General features: G+C 35.5%; 31 protein-coding genes. 29 read left to right on the forward strand and 2 right to left on the reverse strand.

Features of this window, described 5'->3' with window-relative positions; translation table 11 throughout:
- Nucleotides 1-19: 19 nt before the first annotated feature.
- The 7 genes from CAV_RS08055 to CAV_RS09365 all read left to right on the forward strand — a co-directional run bounded on the left by CAV_RS08055 (nt 20) and on the right by CAV_RS09365 (nt 9,236).
- Nucleotides 20-1,570 (forward strand): type I restriction-modification system subunit M, encoded by a 1,551-nt coding sequence (locus CAV_RS08055; protein ID WP_094324327.1) that lies wholly within the window; start codon nt 20-22, stop codon nt 1,568-1,570.
- Nucleotides 1,571-1,969: 399 nt separating this feature from the next.
- Entirely contained in the window at nt 1,970-2,770 is an 801-nt protein-coding gene (locus tag CAV_RS08060; protein WP_094324328.1) for an undecaprenyl-diphosphate phosphatase, read from the forward strand.
- A gap of 102 nt (nt 2,771-2,872) precedes the next feature.
- Nucleotides 2,873-4,675, forward strand: a complete 1,803-nt coding sequence (gene thrS, locus CAV_RS08065; RefSeq protein ID WP_094324329.1) for a threonine--tRNA ligase — start codon at nt 2,873-2,875, stop codon at nt 4,673-4,675.
- Nucleotides 4,672-5,187: a translation initiation factor IF-3 gene (gene infC / locus CAV_RS08070; protein ID WP_094324330.1), complete on the forward strand. Its 516-nt coding sequence runs from the start codon at nt 4,672-4,674 to the stop codon at nt 5,185-5,187. The genes thrS and infC overlap by 4 nt, the downstream gene beginning before the upstream one ends.
- Before the next feature lie 62 nt (nt 5,188-5,249).
- Nucleotides 5,250-6,341, forward strand: coding sequence for a DNA adenine methylase (locus CAV_RS08075; protein WP_094324331.1), 1,092 nt, complete (start codon nt 5,250-5,252; stop codon nt 6,339-6,341).
- Between the two features lie 48 nt (nt 6,342-6,389).
- Nucleotides 6,390-9,008: a hypothetical protein gene (locus CAV_RS08080; protein ID WP_094752860.1), complete on the forward strand. Its 2,619-nt coding sequence runs from the start codon at nt 6,390-6,392 to the stop codon at nt 9,006-9,008.
- Nucleotides 9,009-9,143: 135 nt separating this feature from the next.
- Nucleotides 9,144-9,236, forward strand: coding sequence for a type II toxin-antitoxin system RelE/ParE family toxin (locus CAV_RS09365; RefSeq protein WP_281248839.1), 93 nt, complete (start codon nt 9,144-9,146; stop codon nt 9,234-9,236).
- 133 nt (nt 9,237-9,369) lie between these two features.
- Here CAV_RS09365 and CAV_RS08090 read toward each other — a convergent pair whose 3' ends face one another.
- Both CAV_RS08090 and CAV_RS08095 read right to left on the reverse strand, forming a co-directional pair.
- The gene (locus tag CAV_RS08090) at nt 9,370-9,873 is read right to left on the reverse strand and encodes a YceI family protein (RefSeq protein WP_094752861.1); all 504 of its coding nucleotides are present in this window, start codon (nt 9,871-9,873) and stop codon (nt 9,370-9,372) included.
- Nucleotides 9,870-10,148, reverse strand: a complete 279-nt coding sequence (locus CAV_RS08095; RefSeq protein ID WP_342744146.1) for a MarR family winged helix-turn-helix transcriptional regulator — start codon at nt 10,146-10,148, stop codon at nt 9,870-9,872. Before CAV_RS08095 ends, CAV_RS08090 begins: the two co-directional genes overlap by 4 nt.
- 133 nt (nt 10,149-10,281) lie before the next feature.
- Here CAV_RS08095 and CAV_RS08100 point away from each other — a divergent pair, with 133 nt between their 5' ends.
- The 22 genes from CAV_RS08100 (at nt 10,282) to secY (ending at nt 23,011) form a co-directional block, all read left to right on the forward strand.
- A complete protein-coding gene (locus CAV_RS08100; RefSeq protein ID WP_094752862.1) occupies nt 10,282-12,876 on the forward strand; it encodes an autotransporter family protein in 2,595 nt (864 codons plus the stop codon).
- Nucleotides 12,877-13,295: 419 nt separating this feature from the next.
- Complete coding sequence (gene rpsJ / locus CAV_RS08105; protein ID WP_094324336.1) at nt 13,296-13,607, forward strand: 30S ribosomal protein S10; 312 nt, start codon at nt 13,296-13,298, stop codon at nt 13,605-13,607.
- An 18-nt stretch (nt 13,608-13,625) separates the two neighbouring features.
- A complete protein-coding gene (gene rplC / locus CAV_RS08110; RefSeq protein WP_094324337.1) occupies nt 13,626-14,204 on the forward strand; it encodes a 50S ribosomal protein L3 in 579 nt (192 codons plus the stop codon).
- Nucleotides 14,201-14,815, forward strand: a complete 615-nt coding sequence (gene rplD, locus CAV_RS08115; protein WP_094324338.1) for a 50S ribosomal protein L4 — start codon at nt 14,201-14,203, stop codon at nt 14,813-14,815. Before rplC ends, rplD begins: the two co-directional genes overlap by 4 nt.
- A gap of 1 nt (nt 14,816) precedes the next feature.
- Entirely contained in the window at nt 14,817-15,098 is a 282-nt protein-coding gene (locus CAV_RS08120) for a 50S ribosomal protein L23 (protein ID WP_094324339.1), read from the forward strand.
- Nucleotide 15,099: 1 nt separating this feature from the next.
- Nucleotides 15,100-15,930: a 50S ribosomal protein L2 gene (gene rplB / locus CAV_RS08125; RefSeq protein ID WP_094324340.1), complete on the forward strand. Its 831-nt coding sequence runs from the start codon at nt 15,100-15,102 to the stop codon at nt 15,928-15,930.
- A 1-nt stretch (nt 15,931) separates the two neighbouring features.
- Nucleotides 15,932-16,213: a 30S ribosomal protein S19 gene (gene rpsS, locus CAV_RS08130; protein WP_094324341.1), complete on the forward strand. Its 282-nt coding sequence runs from the start codon at nt 15,932-15,934 to the stop codon at nt 16,211-16,213.
- A gap of 9 nt (nt 16,214-16,222) precedes the next feature.
- A complete protein-coding gene (rplV, locus tag CAV_RS08135; protein ID WP_094324342.1) occupies nt 16,223-16,624 on the forward strand; it encodes a 50S ribosomal protein L22 in 402 nt (133 codons plus the stop codon).
- A 1-nt stretch (nt 16,625) separates the two neighbouring features.
- Entirely contained in the window at nt 16,626-17,336 is a 711-nt protein-coding gene (rpsC, locus tag CAV_RS08140; RefSeq protein ID WP_094324343.1) for a 30S ribosomal protein S3, read from the forward strand.
- A gap of 2 nt (nt 17,337-17,338) precedes the next feature.
- Nucleotides 17,339-17,764, forward strand: a complete 426-nt coding sequence (gene rplP, locus CAV_RS08145) for a 50S ribosomal protein L16 (protein WP_094324344.1) — start codon at nt 17,339-17,341, stop codon at nt 17,762-17,764.
- Nucleotides 17,751-17,942, forward strand: coding sequence for a 50S ribosomal protein L29 (gene rpmC / locus CAV_RS08150; protein ID WP_094324345.1), 192 nt, complete (start codon nt 17,751-17,753; stop codon nt 17,940-17,942). Before rplP ends, rpmC begins: the two co-directional genes overlap by 14 nt.
- 3 nt (nt 17,943-17,945) lie before the next feature.
- Nucleotides 17,946-18,197 carry a 30S ribosomal protein S17 gene (gene rpsQ, locus CAV_RS08155; protein ID WP_094324346.1) on the forward strand — a complete coding sequence of 84 codons (252 nt, stop codon included), beginning with the start codon at nt 17,946-17,948 and terminating at the stop codon, nt 18,195-18,197.
- Entirely contained in the window at nt 18,197-18,565 is a 369-nt protein-coding gene (rplN, locus tag CAV_RS08160; RefSeq protein ID WP_094324347.1) for a 50S ribosomal protein L14, read from the forward strand. The genes rpsQ and rplN overlap by 1 nt, the downstream gene beginning before the upstream one ends.
- Nucleotides 18,565-18,786, forward strand: coding sequence for a 50S ribosomal protein L24 (gene rplX / locus CAV_RS08165; protein ID WP_094324348.1), 222 nt, complete (start codon nt 18,565-18,567; stop codon nt 18,784-18,786). Before rplN ends, rplX begins: the two co-directional genes overlap by 1 nt.
- A gap of 11 nt (nt 18,787-18,797) precedes the next feature.
- Nucleotides 18,798-19,340: a 50S ribosomal protein L5 gene (gene rplE / locus CAV_RS08170; RefSeq protein ID WP_094324349.1), complete on the forward strand. Its 543-nt coding sequence runs from the start codon at nt 18,798-18,800 to the stop codon at nt 19,338-19,340.
- 1 nt (nt 19,341) lies between these two features.
- Nucleotides 19,342-19,527, forward strand: a complete 186-nt coding sequence (locus CAV_RS08175; RefSeq protein WP_094324350.1) for a type Z 30S ribosomal protein S14 — start codon at nt 19,342-19,344, stop codon at nt 19,525-19,527.
- Between the two features lie 9 nt (nt 19,528-19,536).
- Nucleotides 19,537-19,932, forward strand: a complete 396-nt coding sequence (gene rpsH / locus CAV_RS08180) for a 30S ribosomal protein S8 (RefSeq protein ID WP_094324351.1) — start codon at nt 19,537-19,539, stop codon at nt 19,930-19,932.
- A gap of 60 nt (nt 19,933-19,992) precedes the next feature.
- Nucleotides 19,993-20,529, forward strand: coding sequence for a 50S ribosomal protein L6 (rplF, locus tag CAV_RS08185; protein WP_094324352.1), 537 nt, complete (start codon nt 19,993-19,995; stop codon nt 20,527-20,529).
- Between the two features lie 9 nt (nt 20,530-20,538).
- The gene (rplR, locus tag CAV_RS08190; RefSeq protein WP_094324353.1) at nt 20,539-20,895 is read left to right on the forward strand and encodes a 50S ribosomal protein L18; all 357 of its coding nucleotides are present in this window, start codon (nt 20,539-20,541) and stop codon (nt 20,893-20,895) included.
- 10 nt (nt 20,896-20,905) lie between these two features.
- Nucleotides 20,906-21,349 carry a 30S ribosomal protein S5 gene (rpsE, locus tag CAV_RS08195; protein WP_094324354.1) on the forward strand — a complete coding sequence of 148 codons (444 nt, stop codon included), beginning with the start codon at nt 20,906-20,908 and terminating at the stop codon, nt 21,347-21,349.
- Between the two features lie 4 nt (nt 21,350-21,353).
- Entirely contained in the window at nt 21,354-21,746 is a 393-nt protein-coding gene (gene rplO / locus CAV_RS08200; protein WP_094324355.1) for a 50S ribosomal protein L15, read from the forward strand.
- A complete protein-coding gene (secY, locus tag CAV_RS08205) occupies nt 21,746-23,011 on the forward strand; it encodes a preprotein translocase subunit SecY (protein ID WP_094324356.1) in 1,266 nt (421 codons plus the stop codon). Before rplO ends, secY begins: the two co-directional genes overlap by 1 nt.
- The last annotated feature ends 28 nt before the right edge of the window (nt 23,012-23,039 follow it).

Consider the following 23,039-nt stretch of genomic DNA (forward strand, 5'->3'; position numbering starts at 1 on the left):
ATTTTAAAAAGGATAAAAAATGATAAACACAAAACAAAGAGCAGAACTACACAAAGGCATTTGGAAAATCGCTAATGAATTACGAGGTAGCGTAGATGGCTGGGATTTTAAGAGTTATGTTTTGGGATTTTTGTTTTACCGCTTTTTATGCGAGAATCTCAAAAACTATGTAAAGAGTATGGGAGAGGATAATTATGAAAGCTTAGATGATGAGATAGCGAAAAATGGCAAGGCAGAAATCACCAAAGCAAAAGGCTTTTTTATCCTGCCAAGTGAGCTTTTTGAAAATGTTTTAAAATCTGCTGAAAAAAGTGAATATCTGGAAAATCTTAACGAGCACTTAAATTCCGTTTTTGCTAATATCCAAAAATCAAGCGAGGATTTACCTACAGACAAAGCACAGCAAAATTTTAAAGGGCTTTTTGATGATATGGATTTGAAATCCGATAAGCTTGGAAAAAGCACGGTAGAAAGAAACAAAAAACTAGCAAGAATAATGCAAGCCATTAGCGAGATAAATTTTGATTATGCAGATAGTAAAATCGATGCTTTTGGTGATGCGTATGAGTATTTGATGGGTATGTATGCAAGTAGTGCAGGCAAAAGCGGGGGAGAATTTTTTACTCCGCAAGAAGTGAGTGAGATTTTAGCACGTCTTACTTTGCACACGGTAAAAGAACCAAACAAAGTTTATGACCCTGCTTGTGGCTCTGGCTCTTTGCTTTTACAATATAAAAAGATTTTATATAAAGATCCTGCACTTGGTTACTTCGGACAAGAGATAAATATCACAAGCTACAACCTAGCACGTATGAATATGCTTTTGCATAATGTAAATTTCACAAAATTTAGCATAGCCCACGATGATACGCTTATAAAGCCTTATCATTATGATGATGAGCCATTTGACGTAATAGTAAGCAATCCCCCATATAGCACCAAATGGGAGGGTGATTCTAATACTGTGCTTATCAATGACCCTCGCTACTCTCCTGCTGGTGTGCTAGCTCCTAAGTCTAAGTCTGATTTTGCCTTTATCATGCACTCCTTAGCGTGGCTATCAAACAAAGGAGCGGCGGCTATTGTCATCTTTCCGGGAATTTTATATAGAGAGGGTGCGGAGAAAAAAATACGTGGATACTTAATCAAGCAAAATTTTATAGATTCTATCATCGCTCTTCCTGATAATCTTTTCTTTGGCACGGGCATTGCCACTTGCATAATGGTGCTTAAGAAAAACAAGCAAGATTCTAAGGTGTTTTTTATCGATGCAAGTAAAGAATACAAAAAAGTTACAAAGAAAAATGTCCTTACAGAACAAAACCGTGATACTATCCTAAAAATCTATACAGAACGAAAAGACATAGAGCATATCGCAAGGTCTGTAAGCATGGAGGAAATAGAGGCAAATGGGTATAATTTAAGCGTATCAAGCTATATAGAGCCAGAGGATACAAGGGAAAAGATAGACATAAAAGCTTTAAATGCAGAAATCACGCAAATCGTGGCAAGACAAAGTAAGCTACGTTTGCAAATAGATGCTATCATCGCAGAGCTTGAAGGAGCATAAGAGCATAGAATCTTAAGAGCTTGGGTATTTAAAAAGATTCTAAGATTGCTTATAAATCAAAAGCTTTGATGTAATGCTATTTCAAAGCTTTTGAATCTGATAGTTAGTCTCGGGATAAAAGTTAGTATTTTGCTAAAGCCCTGCTAAATCTTACTTCCCAACTCTTTGTGCTTGTTCTGGTGGGTATCTATCGCCTACTATTTCTATTTTATCAAGTTTTGCTTCTAGGTTTTGCCACTCTTTTGAGCTAAAGTTTAGTTCTAAATGTGTAATTATAAAAGATGAGAGCTAGTTTAAGTCAAGATTTTAAAGAAAAAACCTTTTAAGTGCTACAACAATAAGGAATTATTTGTAAAATTTTAGTATACTTCTAGCTTACTTTCACTTTAAAGGCTTTTTTTGCAAGATTTGTATAATGCGTTAATACTAGGCGTTATAGAGGGTTTGACAGAGTTTTTACCGGTTAGCTCCACAGGTCATATGATACTTGGTGCTACTGTTTTGGGTATAAAGCTAGATGATTTTTGGCGTTCATTCTTGGTTGTTATACAGCTAGGTTCCATACTTGCTGTGCTTTTTGTATTTTATAAAAGGCTTATACAAAGCTTTGATTTGTGGTTAAAGCTTTGTGTGGGCTTTATACCAACGGGTTTGATAGGAATTTTAGTTTCTAAATTTACTCAAGATTTGTTTAATGGATATTTGGTTGCTACTATGCTAATTATTGGCGGTATTATTTTTATACTTATAGAACTTCTACACAAGGGTAAAGAATACAGCATAAATTCCTTAGATGAGATTAGCTATAAACACGCCCTTGCCATAGGTGCCATACAGTCCCTAGGTATGATACCCGGAACTTCAAGAAGTGGTGCTAGTATAGTTGGTGCGCTTTTATTGGGCTTTAACCGCAAAGTAGCTACCGAGTTTTCGTTTTTAATAGCTGTTCCTACGATGTTTGCAGCTACTTCTTATAGTATATATAAAGAGCCTAGTATTATTACAAATAGTTCAAATTTTCTAGCACTTAGCATAGGTTTTGTAACAGCCTTTGTGGTGGCTTTTATAGTTATAAAACTCTTTTTGAAATTTATATCTAAGTTTGATTTTATACCGTTTGGGATTTATAGAATTTTGCTTGGCTTGTTGTTCTTTTATATTTACTTCAATAACATCTTAGATCCAACTAGCAAATTTTAACAATGCCGCTTTACAATACCGTCTTAAAACTATGATTTTAAAAGAACTTAAGTTTTACACAGTTAAAATTATCTTTAAATTTTTTTATAACAAGGTTTTAATATGACTAAGGAAATAATTGGATATTTTGACAAAGATAAGATTATAGATACACAAAGCACAAATTCTGGAGAGGCTATTTATTTTGATAATTCTAGCAAGGCTCTTGAAATTATAAGGCATTCTTGCGCTCATTTAATGGCACAAGCTATCAAAGCTTTGTATCCCGAGGTTAAATTCTTCGTAGGTCCCGTGATAGAGGACGGATTTTATTATGATTTTAGGGTAAGCTCTAAGATAAGCGAGGAGGATTTAGCAAGGATTGAAAAAAAGATGAAAGAATTTGCGGAGGCTAAGCTTCCCATAGAAAAATACCAAATTCAAAAAAGCGAGGCTAAGGCTAAATTTGCTAATGATGACTTAAAACAAGAGGTTTTGTTAAGAATTCCAGAGGGCGATGTTGGAATTTATAGACAGGGCGAGTTTGAGGATTTGTGTAGAGGACCTCATCTACCAAATACTAAATTTTTAAAATTTTTCAAGCTTATACGCGTTGCGGGTGCGTATTTAGGCGGAGATGAAAAAAGAGAAATGCTAACTCGAATTTATGGCACAGCCTTCGCAGATAAAGAAAGCTTAAAAGAATATTTGCATATCTTAGAAGAGGGTAAAAAAAGAGACCATAGAAAGCTAGGTACGGAACTTAAACTCTTTACCTTTGATGATGATATAGGCGGGGGTTTGCCTATATGGCTTAGCAATGGAGCTAGGTTAAGAAGTAAGCTAGAGCAAATGCTTTTTAAGATACATCGCTTAAGAGGCTATGAGCCTGTAAGAGGTCCAGAGCTTTTAAAGGCTAAGGCTTGGCAGATAAGTGGGCATTATGAAAACTATAAAGAAAATATGTATTTTACACAGATTGATGAGCAAGAGTATGGCATAAAGCCGATGAACTGCGTAGGGCACATAAAAATTTATCAAAGCGATATAAGAAGTTATAGGGATTTGCCTTTGAAATTCTTTGAGTATGGTGTGGTGCATAGACACGAAAAAAGCGGGGTCTTGCACGGTCTTTTTAGGGTTAGGGAATTTACTCAAGATGATGCGCATATCTTTTGTATGCCAAGTCAGATTAAGGAGCAAGTGCTTGAAATTTTAGCCTTTGTGGATAAGCTTATGAAGCTTTTTGACTTTTCTTATGAAATGGAAATTTCAACCAAACCTAGCAAGGCTATAGGAGATGATGAAATTTGGGACACAGCCACAAAGGCTTTAAAAGAAGCCCTTGATGAGCAGGGCTTAAACTACGGCATAGACGAGGGTGGCGGTGCATTTTATGGACCAAAGATAGATATAAAGATAACTGATGCCTTGAAAAGAAAGTGGCAGTGCGGCACCATACAGGTTGATTTCAACTTACCGCAAAGATTTGAGCTAGAATACACAGATAGTGATAATCTCAAAAAGCAGCCCGTTATGCTTCACAGAGCTATACTAGGCTCTTTTGAGAGATTTATAGGAATTTTAACAGAGCATTGCGGGGGCGAGTTTCCATTTTTCATCGCACCTGTGCAAGTTGGCATAGTCCCTATAAATGAAAAGCATTTAAACTACGCAAAGCAAATTCAAAAGAGCTTGTTAGAGTTAAACATAGACAGCGAAATTTACGCTAAAGATGAGAGTTTAAGCAAAAAAATTCGCAATGCAGAAAAGCAAAAACTACCTATGATACTTGTTTTAGGAGATGAGGAGGTGGCTAAGAAAAGCGTTGCTTTAAGAGATAGAAGAGAAAAAAAGCAAAGTAATCTTAGCCTAGATGATTTTATAGCTTTAGTAAAGGAGAAAATAAGTGAGGTGCACTTTTGAGTAAAGAAAAAGAAGTATTGCTTAACGAGGACATAAGAGCAGAGCAGATAAGATGTGTGGGTGATGACGGCAAGGTTTATGGTATCATAAGCTCTAAAGAAGCACAAGATATAGCTAATCGCTTGGGGCTTGATTTGGTTATGATAGCACCTGATGCAAAACCTCCGGTATGCAAGATAATGGACTTTGGAAAATTCCGCTACCAGCAAGAAAAAAAGCAAAAAGAGGCTAAGAAAAAACAAAAAATCATAGATGTAAAAGAGATAAAACTCTCCGTAAAAATCGCACAAAATGACATAAATTACAAGGTAAAACACGCTTTGGAGTTTTTAGCTCAAGGAAAGCATGTTAGATTTAGAGTATTTTTAAAAGGACGCGAGATGTCAAGCCCTGAAGCTGGGGTTGCCTTGCTTGAAAAAATTTGGACTATGATAGAAGAAAAGGCAAACAGGGACAAAGAGCCAAATTTTGAGGGCCGTTATGTGAATATGCTGGTTACTCCTAAGAAATGAGCTTATGCTTTATGAGTTCTTAAAATCAAAAGCAAGCTCCCTATAGCTTGCACCCAAAAATAATGCAAGAAAACCCCCTATACCTAAAAGAGCAAATCATCACCTACCTAGGCAACAAAAGAAGCCTTTTAAGCTTTTTGCAAAAAGGCTTTGAGTATGCAAAAAAAGAGCTTAAAAAGGACAAATTTTCCTTTTGCGACATCTTTAGCGGCTCTGGCATAGTAAGTCGCTTTGCAAAGGCACATTCAAGCTTTATAATAGCAAATGATTTAGAGTATTATTCAAAGCTTATAAATGAGTGTTATTTACACAATGCAAACAAAGAGCTTAAGCAAATTTTAAAAGCTCATCATCAAATTTTACTTTCAAAACTAGAGCTTAAAGAAGGCTTTATCACAGAGCTTTACTCAGCAAAGGATGAAAAGGCTATCACAAAGGATGACAGGCTTTTTTACACCAAAAGAAACGCTATGTATTTGGACTCTATGAGAGAGCTTATAGCAAGGGAAGTGCCAAAGGATTTTCAGCATTTTTTCATAGCTCCTTTGATATACGAAGCAAGCGTGCATTCCAATACCAGCGGTGTTTTCAAGGGCTTTTATAAAGGTAAAAACGGACTTGGTAAATTTGGAGGAGAGGCAGGCAATGCCCTTTCTCGCATAAAGGGCGATATAGAGCTTAAAATGCCCATTTTTTCGAATTTTAGCTGTGATTTTAAGGTTTTTCAAAAGGATGCAAACGAACTAGCAAAAGAGCTTGATAGCTTTGATTTAGCTTACTTAGACCCGCCTTATAATCAGCACCCTTACGCTTCAAATTATTTTATGTTAAATTTACTAGCCACTTATGAAAAACCGCAGGAGCTTTCAAAGGTAAGCGGCATACCAAAAAAGTGGAATAGAAGCAAATTTAACAAGGCTAAAGAGGCTGAAAATGCACTTTTTGAGCTGATTTCAAACTTAAAAGCTAAGATAATCTTGCTATCTTACAACTGCGAGGGCTTCGTAAAAAAAGAAAGCTTTTTAAAAAAACTAGAAAAGCTTGGAAAATGCCAACTTTTAGAGCAAGACTACCCGGCATTTAGGGGCTCAAGGAACCTGCATTCCCGCAACAAACACATAAAAGAACAGCTTTATATCATAGATAAAAGATAAAATTTTGCATTTTTAGGTTACAATCACTGCAAAAAATAAAGTAAAACTATGTATGATAAGAGTATAAAAGAAGAAGAGCTAAAAAACAAAGTAGCTAAGGATTTTTTTGCCGCCTTTGATAGCACCAAGATAAACGATAACATAGACTTTTGGATTTGTCCTAAGGATAATCTTTTTACACAGGTTGCAAGCTATCTTTGGGCGGAGGCAAAGCGTGGCAATAAAGAGGATATTTTGCAATCTTTCGTGCAGTTAATTCTAACTATTGGTAAAAAAAGCTTACAAAACATCTTTAGCCCACCTAGCTTTTTAGGTGCATTTGATTGTGAGAAAATCGCCTTTTTACCCTACAACTCCATTATGCACATTTTCTCACAAAATGACTTTAATTGGAATGTCCGTCCAAGCGATCATGAAAGCAAAGAATTCGCACAACTCTATGCAGAATCTAAGTCCATTATAGAAGCTCAAAGCCTTTTGTTTTATTTCTCTAAAGATAACAAAGCTCTAAAAGACTTTATAAAAGTAAATTTTATACTAGAAAATGCTCACATAAACAGACAAAAGATAGATAAAAATAACTTTGTTAATATCTATCTAAGGTGGCAAGATGAGGTAAAAGAGTGCATCGATGTAAATTGGGAAATTTTAGCTAAAAAGCATAAAGTTTTAGATGCGGACTTTTATTTGGCTGATCTTTTAAGCACTGAAAATCAAACCTTAACCGATAAACTTTTAGTTGTGCTTAAAAAAACGCGTGAAAATAACGAAGATAAGGTATTTTATGAGCTTTTACGCGGTAAAAATGATGTAGGGCTATTTTCTGGTGCTAGAGCAGAGTTTAAGACAAATCTCAAAGACAAACACGCCCAGTTTTGGAACCGTTATGAAAGACCGCCAAAAGAGGAGTATTGGGACTATATCATAGAAAGACGTGATTTACTCGTGCCTCAAAATCTTAGAGAATATCAAGGTGCCTTTTTTACCCCTAGAATCTGGGTGGAAAAATCACAAGAATACCTCACAAAAGCCTTAGGTGAAGACTATCAAGAGGAGCATTATATCTGGGACTGTGCGGCTGGCACAGGAAATTTACTTGTTGGCTTAAGTGATAAATACAAAATCTATGCTTCCACACTCTATAAAAGTGATGTTGATGTGATGACACAAAGGATACAAAAAGCCAATCTTAATCTTTTGGAATCTAATGTCTTTGTCTTTGACTTTTTAAACGACCCGCTACCTTGTGTAGTGCATAAGCAAAAGAATGATTTATGCTTTAATTGCCGTAATTTTGATGAAAACACGACTAGATTGCCACAATCTTTAGTAAAAATCCTAAAAGATTCTAAAAAGCGTGAGAAACTCATTATTTTCATAAATCCGCCCTATGCGGAAGCTGGCACGACCGCACAAACAACAGGCACAGGACTTAACAAAACCAAAGTCGCTACCGATAATCGCACTTACTTGCGTTATAAGGAGGTGCTAGGCAAGGCAAGCAATGAAGTCTTTGCCCAATTTTTCATAAGAATATATGAGGAGATTCCAAACTGCACCCTTGCACAATTTTCAAAGTTGAAAATTGTGCAAGGCACGAATTTTTCTAAGTTTCGTTTAAGGTTTAAGGCTAAATTTTTGGGCGGTTTTGTCTGCCCTGCTTATACCTTTGATAATGTAAAAGGTTCTTTTCCCATAGGCTTTATGATATGGGATTTGAACAACAACAAACCTATACAAAAATCTATAAAACTTGATGTGCATAATGATAAAAATGAATATATGGGAGTGAAGAACTTTTATGCGACAGAACATTACGCCCAAAATATAGGAAAATGGATAGCACAATATAGAATCAAAAATCCAAGTCCAAATTTAGGAATGTTAAACTCTGGTAGATTAGATTTTCAAAATCAAAAACTTGTTTATATCAAGAATTACATAAGTGATGAAGCACACGCTCTTACTCTTACTCTTACTCTTACTAATCTCATTCCTTGTTGTGTGTTTTTCGCAGTACGACACGCTATTCCTGCCACTTGGTTAAATGATAGAGACCAATTTTTGTATCCAAATAAGACTTGGGATGAGGATAAAGAGTTTCAAAATGACTGCCTAGCCTTTACCCTCTTTCACGGACAAAATAGAATCAGCGCTAAAGAGAGCATAAATCATTTTATACCCTTTAGCGAAGCAGAAGTGGAGGCAAAAGAAGCTTTTGAGTCCCACTTTATGCAGGATTTTATCAAGGGTAAAATCAAGCTAGCTTCTAGTCAAAATTCTAAATCTATACAAAAAGCACTTTTTGCAATAGAATCTACAAGCTTTATCCCAAGCAAGCCCTTAATTTTTAGTGATGAAGCTAAGGCTGTCTTTGAAGCAGGACGTAAAATATGGCAATATTATCATCAAAACTTTGCCAAAATCCCAGAAATCCACACCCAGCATAAAGAGGATTTTTATAAAAACTACAATCCAAATGCAAGTTTATATGACATAAAAGGCTATTTTCAAGGCTTTAAGGAAAGTAAAGGCAAGAGTAAAATGAATGCTAGGAGTTTAGATTCTGCCTATAATGATTTAATCGCTGATTTGCGTTATGCCTTAGATAAACTTGCTAAAAAAATCGAACCAAAGATTTATGAGTATGGATTCTTGCTAGAATGATATTTGTCAAATGTCTTAAAACTTAAAGGAAAAAAGATGACTGTAACTTTAAAAAATGTAGATTTTGAAACCTTAGAAGCTAAACACAAAGACCACGTTTTAAAAGACGAATATCTAGGCTATAGATAATGCCATATAGAACCGGACTTACTCTTAATTTATAAAAAGCAAGAAGATATTTTAGTATTAGTTTGCTTTAGGCTTGAAAGTCATAGTGAATTGTTTTAAATCAAAAACACAAGCTTTCAAAGCTAGTATTTAGTTTTGATGGGGATTATTTTATAAAAAACTAATCCCCCTTTTTTGAGCTTACTTCAAAAACAAGCTTACATCTATATCTACCGAATTGCTCATTATAGAATTAAGATTGCATATTGAAGTCTTTTTTCACATCTACAGTTGAATTAAGAGTCAAAATATAGCCTTCTTCCGTCTTTTTAACTGTGCTATCAAATACAATATCTTTAGATACGCCGTGCGCATTCATTAGCCCATAAATTTTGCCCTTTGAAATTCCATTCGCACTGCTTAAAGCCTCATATTTGCTCATTTTAAAGCTTATGATAGGATATTTTTTGCTATCAAAAAGTACTTCGCCTCGTATATGCTCGTCTCTTGTCTTATCGCCAGATTCAACAGAATTCACAAAAACATTGCCATTTAAAGCTACTATTTCATCATTTAGTATACTTACATTGCCCTCGTAGTCTTTAAATTCGCCATCAACTCCCACAAAAACTAGCTTACTAGCTTTGAATGCGACTTTTGATTTAGATTTATCTATATCCAAAGCAAACAAATTCATGTTTATAAAAATAAAAACACAAAAATACAAAAAACCCTTTTTAAATGAAAACAAATTCATTCTCTCTCCTTTAAAAAAATATTTGTCATAACATCTTGCATATACGAACAAAAAATCTCATAATCTTTGTCTTTTAGAAAGCTAAAAACCTCTCTTTGCGCCTTTAAAAACATAGGCTCAAGTTTATCGACTAATTCTTTGCCCTTTTTAGTTGTGCTTATAATATTTTCTCTACGATTTTTAGGATTTTGTTTTCTTTCTAATAATCCTCTACTAGCTAAGGCATCTATCATAACTCCTACAGTGTTTTTATCAAGCAAAATAAATTTAGCAATTTAAGCATAAAAATATATTATTTTGTCAAGTAAAAATTATCAATTTTGTTAATTTATTTTTTTTTTTTTTTGTTATATAATATTTTTTCACATTGATAAAATAATATCTAAGGGTATTTAAGAAAGCATAGCTATGAAAAAGATTTTACTTTTATTAACATTTTCTTTCTCTTTATCTCTTGCCTTACAATCTGAGTGGAATGGCTATATAGAAGAAAATAGCGCGAATTTAAATAATGGTGAGAATACGACTATTATATTAAAGCGAAACCCCAATATACAACTTAACAGGGGCAATAACTTCGGACTAGGATATAAAACAAATTTTACATACTCTACGCAGTCTGGCACCTCAAAACTCATACTACAAAAAGACCCAAGCACTCCTAGTTCTGCTCAGGGAACAGATATGGCTTACTATATAGAGGGCAATATCTTAGTAAATGAAAGAAGCCATTTAGTTATGAATTTAGATAGCAAAAAAGGGCAAGGTTTATTTAGATTAGAAGGCGGAACTATAACAGCAAATGCTTCGACCATAGATATTAATAATGTAAATACTATAGTTATAAATGCTATCAAATCTGGTGGTATAGTAGTTCAAAACGGAGGCACTTTAAATATAAATAATGTAGATATTTTAACCAATCAATCAAATGCGAATAATACAGCAAGCATACGAAATGATAACTCCACGCTATACATAAATGCCAATGTATATAGTTATAATAAGCAGTCTTCACTAAGCACCCCCGGAACAAATGGTGGATATTTTCTTCAAAACGGTGGTCAAACTACCATAACAGGTTCTTTTTACAATGCTGGTTTTTACAATCTCTCTCCTCAAGATAGAGGCAGACAAGATTCCTTAGTAGAAATAAACGGCGGAACTTTTACTGTAAATGGCAACTTTGAAAATGGTAGAAATAACACCTATGCCTATAGTGATTATTACGGAATTGGCAAATTAATAGCCACTCAAGGTGCCCTAATAACAATTGGTGGAAATTTTCTAAGCGATGCACAAGGAGATAACTTTAGCACTTCGACAAGCTATCGCTCAACCGTTGATTTAAATGACGCAAATTTAGTGGTAAAAGGCAAATTTGACGCTTATAGAAGTGATATCTTTCTAACAAATTCGGCTAAAATTTACACTACAGATTTTAATCTAAATTCTAGCGCTAGCATAAGTTTCATAGGCTCTGATTTAGGTTTTGGTTACGTAAATGCCTCAAATCAGGCTACATTTGATGGCACGGTTGGTTTTAAACTAACAGGAGCTGTACTTAAAAATGAAAATATGTCTTATCTTTTCTTAGAAAGTGAGAATGTTAGCGGCATACAAGAAGGCGATGTAACTGTGTATAGCTCTACCGGTGCACCTCTTTCTGGCTACACTTCAAAGATAGTTAAGATAGGTGATAAGTACTTTTTAGTATTTGGCGAGGCAAATGATGTGGGAAATCCTAACTACCCTCAAGCAGACGCAACGCCTCCGGGAGGTCATGTTCCGGGTTATGGACAAGAAGGCGGTGGCTCGGGTGGTGGCGAAACAGGAGGAGACTCGGGCTCGGGTGGTGGCAACCAAGGCGGCTCTGGCGGAAATTCAGGTAGTGATGATAATCAAGGCAATGATAAACCAATAAATCCAAATACCCCGCCAAGCTCTGACCCTATATACAATGCTATTTATGAAGCCTTAGACGGCTCTCTTATAGAAAATGACGATGTCATAAGTGCTGCTACTGATACTGTCAAAAAACAGCTTGATAGTATGAAAGTAGAGCAAAAAACTTATCAAGGCTCTGTAATGCATCACAACATGCTAGGCCGCATAGCCCACAGCCATAGAGCTAAATACGCTCTTAACACAAGGCAAAGGTATGCAACCTTAGCAAGTGATTTCACTAGAATACCTTATTTTCAAAAGCAAGAAGATAGTGATAATTTCTATGTTAATGCCCTAGCTGGATACTCGCATTATAAAAATAGCAACTCGCTTGATTATGGTGTGAATTTGGGCTATGATAAGGAGATACAAGATAGCCTCTTTGCTGGTTTTTATGCTTCTATAAGCAAAAGACATCAAAAGGGTGATAGCATGAGCCTTGATGGGTATAATTATAGTGCGGGTTTATATTCACGAACTCATTTGCCGTATTCTCTTGAATTTGATCTTTTGGGCTATTACTCAAATTCTCAAAATGAGTATGAAAGAAGCTTTGCAGGAATGACAGGCACAAATAAAGCTAAGTATGAGGCTCACAACATAGGAACACAAGCAAGACTTGGCTATAGGGCTGAGTTTATAAACGGACATAGCTTAAAGCCTTATTTTGGCTTTTTTGCGACTTATTATTATATGCCAGCTTATAAAGAAGATGGCTTGGTTTTACCGGTAAGCAAAGAGTTAAACACCTTTACTAGCTTATATGGTGCCTTAGGGCTTGAGTATAGAAAGCAAAATGATGATGGAGGCTCTTTTTTCGTGGCCTTAGAAGCTGTTAGAGGCGGGGCTGTTTTTGGCAAGAAAGCTTATGAGCTAAGTATGGGAGATCAAAAGATAAGATATGAAAATGAGGCTGAGTTTTTTGGAAATCTTTTTGCAGGAGCGAATTTAGCACTTAGTAAAAATCTTGATCTAAGTGCCACTCTTATGACTCAAGCTTATGATAATGGCTTTTTTTCTGTAAATGGCTCTCTTGGACTTAGGCTTGTGTTTTAAAATTTAAATATTTTTCTAAATTTATGAGCTTATATCTAATCTTTAAAATTTCAAGAAAAGTCAATGCAAGAAATAAAATTTTAACATCCTAGCCCCCTGATATAAAAGTCTATGTAAAAAGCACTTGCTCTTAGTCTTTGAAATCATAAAAAATCTTTTAAATCTAAGTCTAGACTAGGTTTTTTGTAAAATCTTCATTAAAAGCTTTTCAGGTAAATTTTAAATTTCTTGGTGGGGTACATATAGGACATTTTTGTTCAGCATTTTAGAAATATTTTCCTTATTTAAAGGAAAAAAATGCAAAAAAAATTAAAAAAATCTTGACTTTAAAAGCTAGTTTAAATACAATCACACTTTGTTTTTAAAATTTCAAATTTATGTTGATTTAGCAGTCAACAAGTTCTTTTTAAAGGAAAACGATGGAAAGAATAAGGCTTAAGCTTAAAGCTTATGACCACAGAGTTTTAGACCGCACAGTTGCAGCCATAGTAGAAGCTGTCAAAAGAACAGGTGCAGATATAAGAGGTCCGGTGCCTTTACCTACAAAGATAAAAAGATACACAGTTTTAAGGTCTCCTCATATCAACAAGGATTCAAGAGAGCAATTTGAAATGAGAATTCACGCTCGCATGCTTGATATAGTAGCAGCAACTCCTGATACTGTTGATTCTTTAACCAAGCTTGACTTAGCCCCAGAGGTTAATGTAGAAGTTAGAGCTATGGGAAAATAGTAGCTTAAAAGGATATTTATGGAATATATAGTAGAAAAGATAGGAATGAGCAGAACTATTAGCAATCCTAGCACCGCAGTAACCTTACTTAGAGTTTTGCCTGCTAAGGTTTGCGATTTAAAGGAAAATGGCAAGGCTTTGGTTGCTTATTCTAGCGGAAAAAATAAAAATAAATGCGTACAAGGACAGCAAAAAAAATACAATCTATCTCCTGAATTTAACAAATTCGCTAGTATCCTTGTAAAAAACACTGAAGTGGGCGATTTGGATGAAAGCCCTTTAAGTGAGGCTAAAATTTTAAAAGTTTCTTTCAACTCAAAAGGTAGAGGATATAGCGGTGTTATTAAAAGACACGGCTTTTCAGGTGGTCCTGCAAGTCATGGTTCGCGTTTTCACAGACGCCACGGCTCTATCGGTAACAGAGAATGGCCAGGTAGGGTTCAACCAGGTATGAAAATGGCTGGACATTATGGAAATGTAAAAATAACAGTTAAAAACGAGGTTCTAAGCTATGATAGCGAGAGCAAAATTTTAGTTTTAAAAGGTTGTGTTGCTGGTCATAATGGAGCCTTAGGTAAGATAAGGATTGCAAAATGAGTAAGGCTATTATTTTAGATGATAAATTTGAAAAAAAGGGCGATTTAGAATTACCTGCTAGATATACAGAGATAAACCCTCATAATCTTTATCTTTATGTAAAATCATACCTTGCTTCTTTGAGGTCAAACACAGCTCATACAAAAAATAGAAGCGAAGTAAGCGGTGGTGGTAAAAAGCCTTGGAGACAAAAAGGAAGAGGCGGTGCAAGAGCTGGTTCTACTAGAACGAATGTTTGGGTAGGCGGTGGTGTTGCCTTTGGACCTAAAAACAACAGAAACTATTTTCAAAAAGTAAATAAAAAGCAAAAAAGACTAGCTCTAGAAAGAGCCTTAGAAGACAAGGCAAATGCGGGCATGCTTTTTACTGTGCCATCTTTGATAGTAGAAAGCGGTAAAACAAAGGACGCAAATGCTATCGTTAAAAAACTTGGCTTAAAAGATGTTTTGATAGTAAAAGATGTTGTAGATGAAAAGACCTTTCTTGCTTATAGAAATTTAGCAAATTGCTATTTAGTAGATATAACAGAGGTAAATGCTTACTTAGTATCTGTATTTAAGTCTGTTATCATAGAGCAAAACGCTTTGCAATCCATCATAAAAGAGGACTAAAATGGCAGATATAACCGATATAAAAACTATACTTTACACTGAAAAAAGTTTGAATTTACAAGAAAATGGCGTGGTAGTTATACAAACTTCGCCTAAGATGACTAAAAATTCATTAAAAGCTGTTTTAAAAGAATACTTTGGCGTAGTTCCCTTAAAGATAAATTCTTTAAAAATTCAAGGCAAGGTAAAAAGATTTAGAGGTCACTTAGGACAAAGAAATGACTATAAGAAATTTTATGTAAAGCTACCAGAAGGCGTTAGCTTAGAAAGTGCGGAGGCTTAATATGGCGATAAAAACTTACAAACCATATACACCAAGTAGGAGATATATAACAGGTTTAAGCTCAGAAGACATCACAGCAAAACCTTCGGTTCGCTCCCTGCTTATAAAACTTCCTACCCATTCAGGTAGAAACAATAACGGAAGAATTACAAGCAGACATAAAGAAGGCGGTGCTAAAAAGCTATATAGAATAATAGACTTTAAAAGACGCAAATTTGGCATAGAAGGTAAGATAGAAGCTATAGAGTATGACCCATACAGAAACTGCCGCATAGCCTTAGTTTCTTACAAAGACGGAGAAAAAAGATATATCTTACAGCCTAAGGGACTTAAGGTGGGCGATGTGATAGCTGCTGCTGAAAGCGGGCTTGATATAAAGCCTGGCAATGCTATGAAGCTTAAAAATATACCTGTTGGAACCGTGGTTCATAACATAGAATTAAAACCAGGCAAAGGTGGCCAAATGATCCGCTCAGCCGGAGCTTATGCTCAGCTTATGGGTAAGGAAGAAAAATATGTTATTTTAAGACTAGCCAGCGGTGAGATGAGACAGGTTTTAGCTGAGTGCATGGCTAGCATAGGCGAGGTTGGAAATGAAGACTGGGCTAATGTTACCATAGGAAAGGCTGGTAGAAACCGCCACAGAGGAATTCGCCCTCAAACAAGAGGTTCTGCGATGAACCCTGTTGATCACCCTCACGGTGGTGGTGAAGGAAAGAAAAATTCAGGTCGCCATCCGGTTACTCCTTGGGGTAAACCAACCAAAGGTGCTAAAACTAGACGCAAAAAAGCTAGTGATAAACTAATAATTTCAAGAAGAAAGGGAAAATAAAATGGCTAGGTCTTTAAAAAAGGGTCCTTTCGTAGATGTGCATGTTATGAAAAAGGTCATTGCTGCTAAAGAAGCTAATGATAACAAGCCTATAAAGACTTGGTCAAGACGCAGCACGATAATTCCTGACATGATAGGACTTACATTTAATGTTCATAATGGCAAGAGTTTTATACCTGTGTATGTAACAGAAAATCACATAGGCTATAAGCTTGGCGAATTTGCACCAACTAGAACCTTCAAAGGACACAAGGGTTCAGTGCAAAAGAAGATAGGTAAGTAAGGAGAGAGCATGAGTAGAGCTTTGATTAAATACATAAGATTATCTCCTACAAAAGCAAGATTAATAGCAAGGGAAATTCAAGGCATGAATGCAGAGCTAGCCCTAGCTACCTTAAAATTCACACCAAACAGAGGTGCAAGATATATAGCAAATGCTATCTCAAGTGCGGTTGCAAATGGTGGCTTTGAGGCAAATGAAGTTGTAGTTAGCTCTTGTAGGATAGATGCTGGTGCTGTTTTAAAAAGATTTAGACCAAGAGCAAGAGGTAGCGCAAGTCGCATTAGAAAGCCTACAGCTCACATCTTAGTAGAGGTATCAAAAGAAGTAAAAAAAGAAGATAAAAAGGATGTAAAAGATGAAAAAAAAGCAAAAACTACTACTAAAAAAGTAGCGAAAAAGAAGGAAGAGTAGTATGGGACAAAAAGTAAATCCAATTGGCTTAAGACTAGGTATAAATAGAAATTGGGAATCAAGATGGTTTCCTACTAAAGCAAATTTGGTAGAAAATATAGGCGAGGATTATAAAATAAGAGCCTTTTTAAAAAGAAAGCTTTACTATGCCGGTATATCTCAAATTCTAGTAGAAAGAACAGCTAAAAAACTAAGAGTTACAGTTGTTGCTGCTAGACCGGGTATCATCATAGGTAAAAAAGGCTCAGATGTAGATAATCTTAAAAAAGAACTACAAAATGTCATAAAAAAAGAGATTAATATCAATATAAAAGAAGAAAGAAAAGCCGGTGCCTCAGCCCAACTCGCCGCAGAAAGCGTAGCTACTCAACTTGAAAAAAGAGTCTCTTTTAGAAGAGCGATGAAAAAGGTTATACAAAATGCACAAAAAGCCGGTGCAAAAGGTATAAAGGTATCTGTTTCTGGTCGTTTAGGCGGTGCTGAAATGGCAAGGACAGAATGGTATTTAGAAGGTCGTGTGCCTTTACATACCTTAAGAGCAAAGATTGATTATGGTTTTGCTGAAGCTAGAACTACTTATGGAAATATAGGCGTTAAGGTCTGGATTTTTAAAGGTGAAGTTCTACAAAAAGGCATGCAAGTAGAAAAAACTGAAGAAGAGAATACTCCTGCTAAAAAAACTAGAAGAAGCAGAGGAAAGGGTGGTAAATAACAATGTTAATGCCAAAAAAGACAAAATATAGAAAGATGATGAAAGGTAGAAACAGAGGTTATGCCTGCAGAGGCACTGAATTTACCTTTGGAGATTATGCTTTAAAAGCTACTGAGGCTGGACGCATCAACTCAAGGCAAATCGAAGCTGCTCGTATTGCTTTAACTCGTTTTGTAAAAAGACAGGGCAAAACTTGGATTAGAGTTTTTCCTGATAAACCACTTACTAAAAAACCTCTACAAACTCGTATGGGTAAGGGTAAGGCAGCGGTTGAAGAATGGGTTATGAATATAAAGCCGGGTCGCATTATATATGAAATGGCCGGCGTTAGTGAAGAAATGGCTAAAGAAGCACTTACTTTGGCTATGCATAAACTTCCTTTTAAAACAAAGTTTGTTACAAGAGAGAGTCAAAATGAAATATACTGAATTTAAAGATAAAAGTGCGCAAGAATTAAAAGATTTGTTGAAAGAAAAGAAGTTGCTTTTGTTTACACTAAAACAGAAGTTAAGAACCATGCAGCTTACCAATAATCAAGAAATAAGACAGGTAAAAAAAGATATTGCTAGAATAAGCACTGCAATAAATGCGAAAATACAAGGATAAAAAATGGCATTTAAAAGAGAAATTCAAGGCATTGTTGTCCAAAAAAGTGGTGATAAAACAGTAAGTGTATTGGTAGAAAGAAAAGTAGTTCACCCTAGATATAGAAAAATAGTAAAAAGATTTAAAAAATACCTCATCCATGATGAGAAAAATCAAGCAAAGGTAGGAGATACAGTCGTAGCACTTGAGTGTAGACCATTATCAAAAAGAAAAGCCTTTCGCTTAAAGACTATATTAGCAACAGGAGTTGAGTAATGATACAAAGTTTTACAAGGCTTGCAGTTGCTGATAACAGCGGTGCAAAAGAACTTATGTGTATAAAGGTTTTAGGCGGTAGCAAAAGAAGATACGCTACCATAGGTGATGTGATAGTAGCGTCCGTTAAAAAGGCTTTACCAAATGGCAAGGTTAAAAAAGGTCAAGTTGTAAAGGCTGTTGTAGTTAGAACGAAAAAAGAAATTCACAGAGAAAATGGCTCTTTAATACGCTTTGATGAAAACGCAGCTGTTATACTTGATAATAAAAGAGAGCCTATTGGAACTCGTATCTTTGGTCCTGTGGGTCGTGAAGTAAGATATGCAAATTTCATGAAAATAGTTTCACTTGCTCCGGAGGTTTTATAATGAAAGTAAAGATTAAGAAAAACGATACGGTAAAAATCATAGCAGGCGATGACAAGGGTAAAACAGGCAAGGTTTTAGCCGTTTTTCCTAAGAAAAATCAAGTTTTAGTTGAGGGTTGTAAATTAGCTAAGAAAGCTGTAAAACCTAGTGAAAAATTCCAAAATGGTGGCTTTATAAATAAAGAAATGCCTATTCATATTTCAAATGTGGCTAAGGTTTAGGGAGATAAAAGATGAGATTAAAAGAAAAATACTCTAATACTATTAAAGAAGCTTTAGCAAAGGAATTTGATATTAAAAATCCTATGCTTATACCTGCCATTGAAAAAATAGTTATTAGCGTTGGGGCAGGAGAATTAGCAAAGGATCAAAAGATACTTCAAAATATAGCTGATACTATCTCCTTAATAGCCGGACAAAAGGCTGTAATCACCAAGGCTAAAAAATCAGTTGCAGGCTTTAAGGTAAGAGAAGGCTTCCCTGTGGGCGTTATGGTAACTCTAAGAAAGAATAATATGTTCGCCTTTCTTGACAAGCTAATTAGCATAGCCTTGCCTAGGGTTAAGGACTTTAGAGGTTTGCCAAGGGATGGATTTGATGGCAGAGGAAATTATAATTTCGGACTTGATGAACAGCTTATGTTTCCAGAGGTTGAATACGATAAAATTCTAAGAACTCACGGTATGAATATCTCTGTAGTTACAAGTGCAAGAAACGATAAAGAGGCTCAAAAATTACTAGAACTTTTTGGTATGCCTTTTGCAAAAGGAAAATAAAATGGCTAAAAAATCAATGATAGCAAAAGCAGCACGAAAGGCTAAATTTTCAGTCCGTGCTTATACTAGATGTCAAATTTGTGGGAGACCGCATTCAGTTTATAGAGACTTTGGAATTTGCAGGGTTTGCTTAAGAAAAATGGCAAATGAAGGCTTGATACCAGGTCTTAAAAAAGCAAGTTGGTAAGGAAGAGATATGATAAATGATGTAATTTCTGATTCTTTAACTCGTATAAGAAATGCTAGCATGCGTAGGCTTGAAAATACAAAGCTACTTCATTCAAAGGTTATAGAAGCCTTGGTTAAAATTTTTCAAAACAAAGGCTACATAGAAAGCTTTAATGTAATAGAAGAAGATAAAAAGAAATTTATCTCAGTTGTTCTTAAATATGATGAAAACGGAGCTAGTGTTATAAACGAAATCAAACGCGTTTCAAAGCCGGGTCGCCGTGTTTACAGAGGAAAAGAAGAAATCAAGAGATTTAAAAACGGTTATGGAACCATAGTAGTTAGCACAAGCAAGGGTGTATTGGCCAACGATGAAGCTTACAAAGCCGGAGTTGGTGGCGAAGTGCTGTGCACTATTTGGTAAAAATATGCTTTTTATGGCATTTGAGTAGAAATACCTTAGACAAATAAAAAGGATAAAAATATGTCTCGTATAGGCAAACAAGCAGTTGTTATTCCAAGTGGAGTAGAGGTAAAACTAGAAGGAGTTGTGCTTAAATTCAAAAAAGGAAATTTAAGCAAGGAACTAGATACAAAATCACATGTAAATGTTACTTTGGCAGATAATAGCATAAGCTTTTCTCCAAAAGGTGATGATAGACAAAGTAGAGCATTTTGGGGAACTTACAGAGCCTTAACTCAAAATATAATCACAGGCTTAACTCAAGGCTTTTCAAAAACCTTAGAGATAAACGGAGTTGGTTACAAAGCAGCTTTAAAGGGTAAAATTTTAGAGCTTAGCTTAGGCTTTTCACATCCAATAAATTACAATATACCAGAGGGTATAGAAATAACTGTTGACAAAAATAACATAGTAGTAAAAGGCAGTGATAAACAGCAAGTTGGACAGGTTGCTGCTCAAATTCGTGAATTTAGACCGCCAGAGCCTTACAAAGGCAAGGGAGTTAAGTATGCTGATGAAAGAATCATCCGCAAAGCTGGTAAGACTTCTAAGAAATAAGGATAGAATATGAGAGCAAATGTTTTAAAAAGAAAGATAAAATTAAGACTAAAAAGAAAAAAAAGAATAAGAGCAAATATATCGGGTACAGCATCTTTGCCTAGAATTTCTATTTTTAAATCAAATAGAAGCATATATCTACAAGCCATAGACGATGTAAACGCAAAAACTATAGTGGCAAGTAGTGGAACAAAACTAGGCATAAAGGCAAACAAAGAAGGTGCGAAAAAAATCGCCGCTGATTTTGCAAAGGCTTTAAAAGATAAAAATATAAATGAAGCAGTTTTTGACAGAAATGGCTACTTGTATCACGGCGTTGTTGCAGAGCTAGCAAATTCTTTAAGAGAAAATGGCATAAAGCTTTAAGGGAGAGATAATGCAAAAGTATAATAGAGAAGAATTTGAAGAAACCATAGTTGATATAGGTAGAGTTACAAAGGTTGTAAAAGGCGGTAGAAGATTTAGATTTACAGCCCTAGTTGTGATAGGAAACAAAAAAGGACTTGTGGGCGTTGGCTACGGCAAAGCAAAGGAAGTGCCAGACGCTATAAGAAAGGCTGTGGATGATGCCTTTAAAAACATAGTAGAGGTCAAAACCAAAGGTTCTACCATAGCTCACGATGTAGAAGTAAAATACAACTCAAGTAGAATTCTACTAAAACCAGCTAGCGAAGGTACAGGAGTTATCGCTGGAGGCTCTACTCGTCCTATCGTTGAGCTTGCGGGGATTAAAGACATTTTAACAAAGTCTTTAGGTTCTAATAATTCCGCCAATGTAGTGCGCGCCACTATAAAAGCTTTAAGTATGTTAAAAGGATAAGTTTATGAATTTAACAAAGGCAAAAGGTTCAACTAGAAAGATAAAAAGAATAGGTCGCGGTCAAGGTAGCGGTATGGGCAAAACCGCTACAAAGGGTGGTAAGGGACAAACCGCTAGAAAGGGTTATAATGAAAAAAGAGGCTTTGAAGGCGGACAACAACCACTTCAAAGAAGATTACCAAAAGTAGGCTTTAACTCAAGAGTACAAAAACCTTATGAAATAAATGTAGAAAAGGTAAAAGCCGTAGCAACTTTAAGTGAAATCACTCTTTCAAGTCTAAAAGAAGTGTATAAACTTCCTAAGTCAGTAAGCAAAGTAAAACTCATAGGAAAAAGTGCAAAAGACTTAGCTTCAAAAATAAAAGATGAGAATATAAGCTTTAGCGGAAAAGAATAATGAACAAGTCTTTAACTAATAAAATTCTAATCACTCTAGCATTTTTATTTGCTTATAGAATTTTAGCCTATGTGCCAGTTCCTGGAGTAAATGCTGATGTGGTGGCTGAGTTTTTTAACCAAAATTCAAGCAATGCCCTTGGACTTTTTAATATGTTTAGCGGTGGTGCAGCAGAGAGATTTTCTATCATCTCTCTTGGCATTATGCCTTACATAACAGCCTCCATTATAATGGAGCTTTTAGCAGCTACCTTTCATAGTATAGGCAAGATGAAAAAAGAGCGAGATGGTATGCAAAAGTATATGCAAATCATCCGCTATGCAACTATTTTTATAACCCTAGTGCAAAGTATAGGAGTTTCCATAGGACTTCAAAATTTAAGAGGCTCACAGGGACAATCTGCCATAATGATAGAGGATTTAAACACCTTTATAGCTCTTTCAGCTCTTTCAATGCTTGCTGGAACTATGCTTTTGATGTGGCTTGGAGAACAAATCACACAAAAAGGCGTGGGTAATGGAATTTCTTTAATCATCTTTGCCGGTATAGTCTCAAGCATACCTTCAGCCATAGATGGCACTATAGGACTTATAAATTCAGGCGAGATGAATTTCTTAGTAGCCTTTTTAATCCTTCTTGTGATACTGCTAACCATAGGTGCTATCATTTATGTAGAGCTTGGAGAAAGGCGAATTCCTATATCTTACTCAAGAAAAGTGGTTATGCAAAATCAAAACAAACGCATTATGAATTACATACCTATAAAGGTAAATTTAAGCGGGGTTATACCTCCTATCTTTGCAAGCGCTATCTTGATGTTTCCAGCTACTATTATGCAAAGTAGCACAAATGAGTATGTTTTGATGATAAATGACTATCTAAACCCAAATGGCTATTTATTTCACATACTTACCTTTTTCTTTGTGATTTTCTTTGCTTATTTTTACGCTTCCATAGTGTTTAACGCAAAGGACATAGCTGAAAATTTGAAAAAACAAGGAGGCTTTATACCGGGCATTAGACCTGGTGAGGGCACTGCAAACTACCTTAACACAGTGGCTTCGCACCTAACGCTTTCGGGTTCTATTTATCTTGGGCTAGTTTCAACTCTTCCTTGGCTCTTGGTTAAATTTATGGGCGTTCCTTTTTATTTTGGAGGCACATCCGTTCTCATCGTGGTTCAAGTTGCCCTTGATACTATGAGAAAAATCGAAGCACAAATTTATATGAACAAATACCAAACCCTAAGTGCCGTTGGTCTTTAAATTTAGGAGTAACTTTAACTCCTAAATT

The organism is Campylobacter avium LMG 24591 (assembly GCF_002238335.1).
Classification (GTDB): domain Bacteria; phylum Campylobacterota; class Campylobacteria; order Campylobacterales; family Campylobacteraceae; genus Campylobacter_D; species Campylobacter_D avium.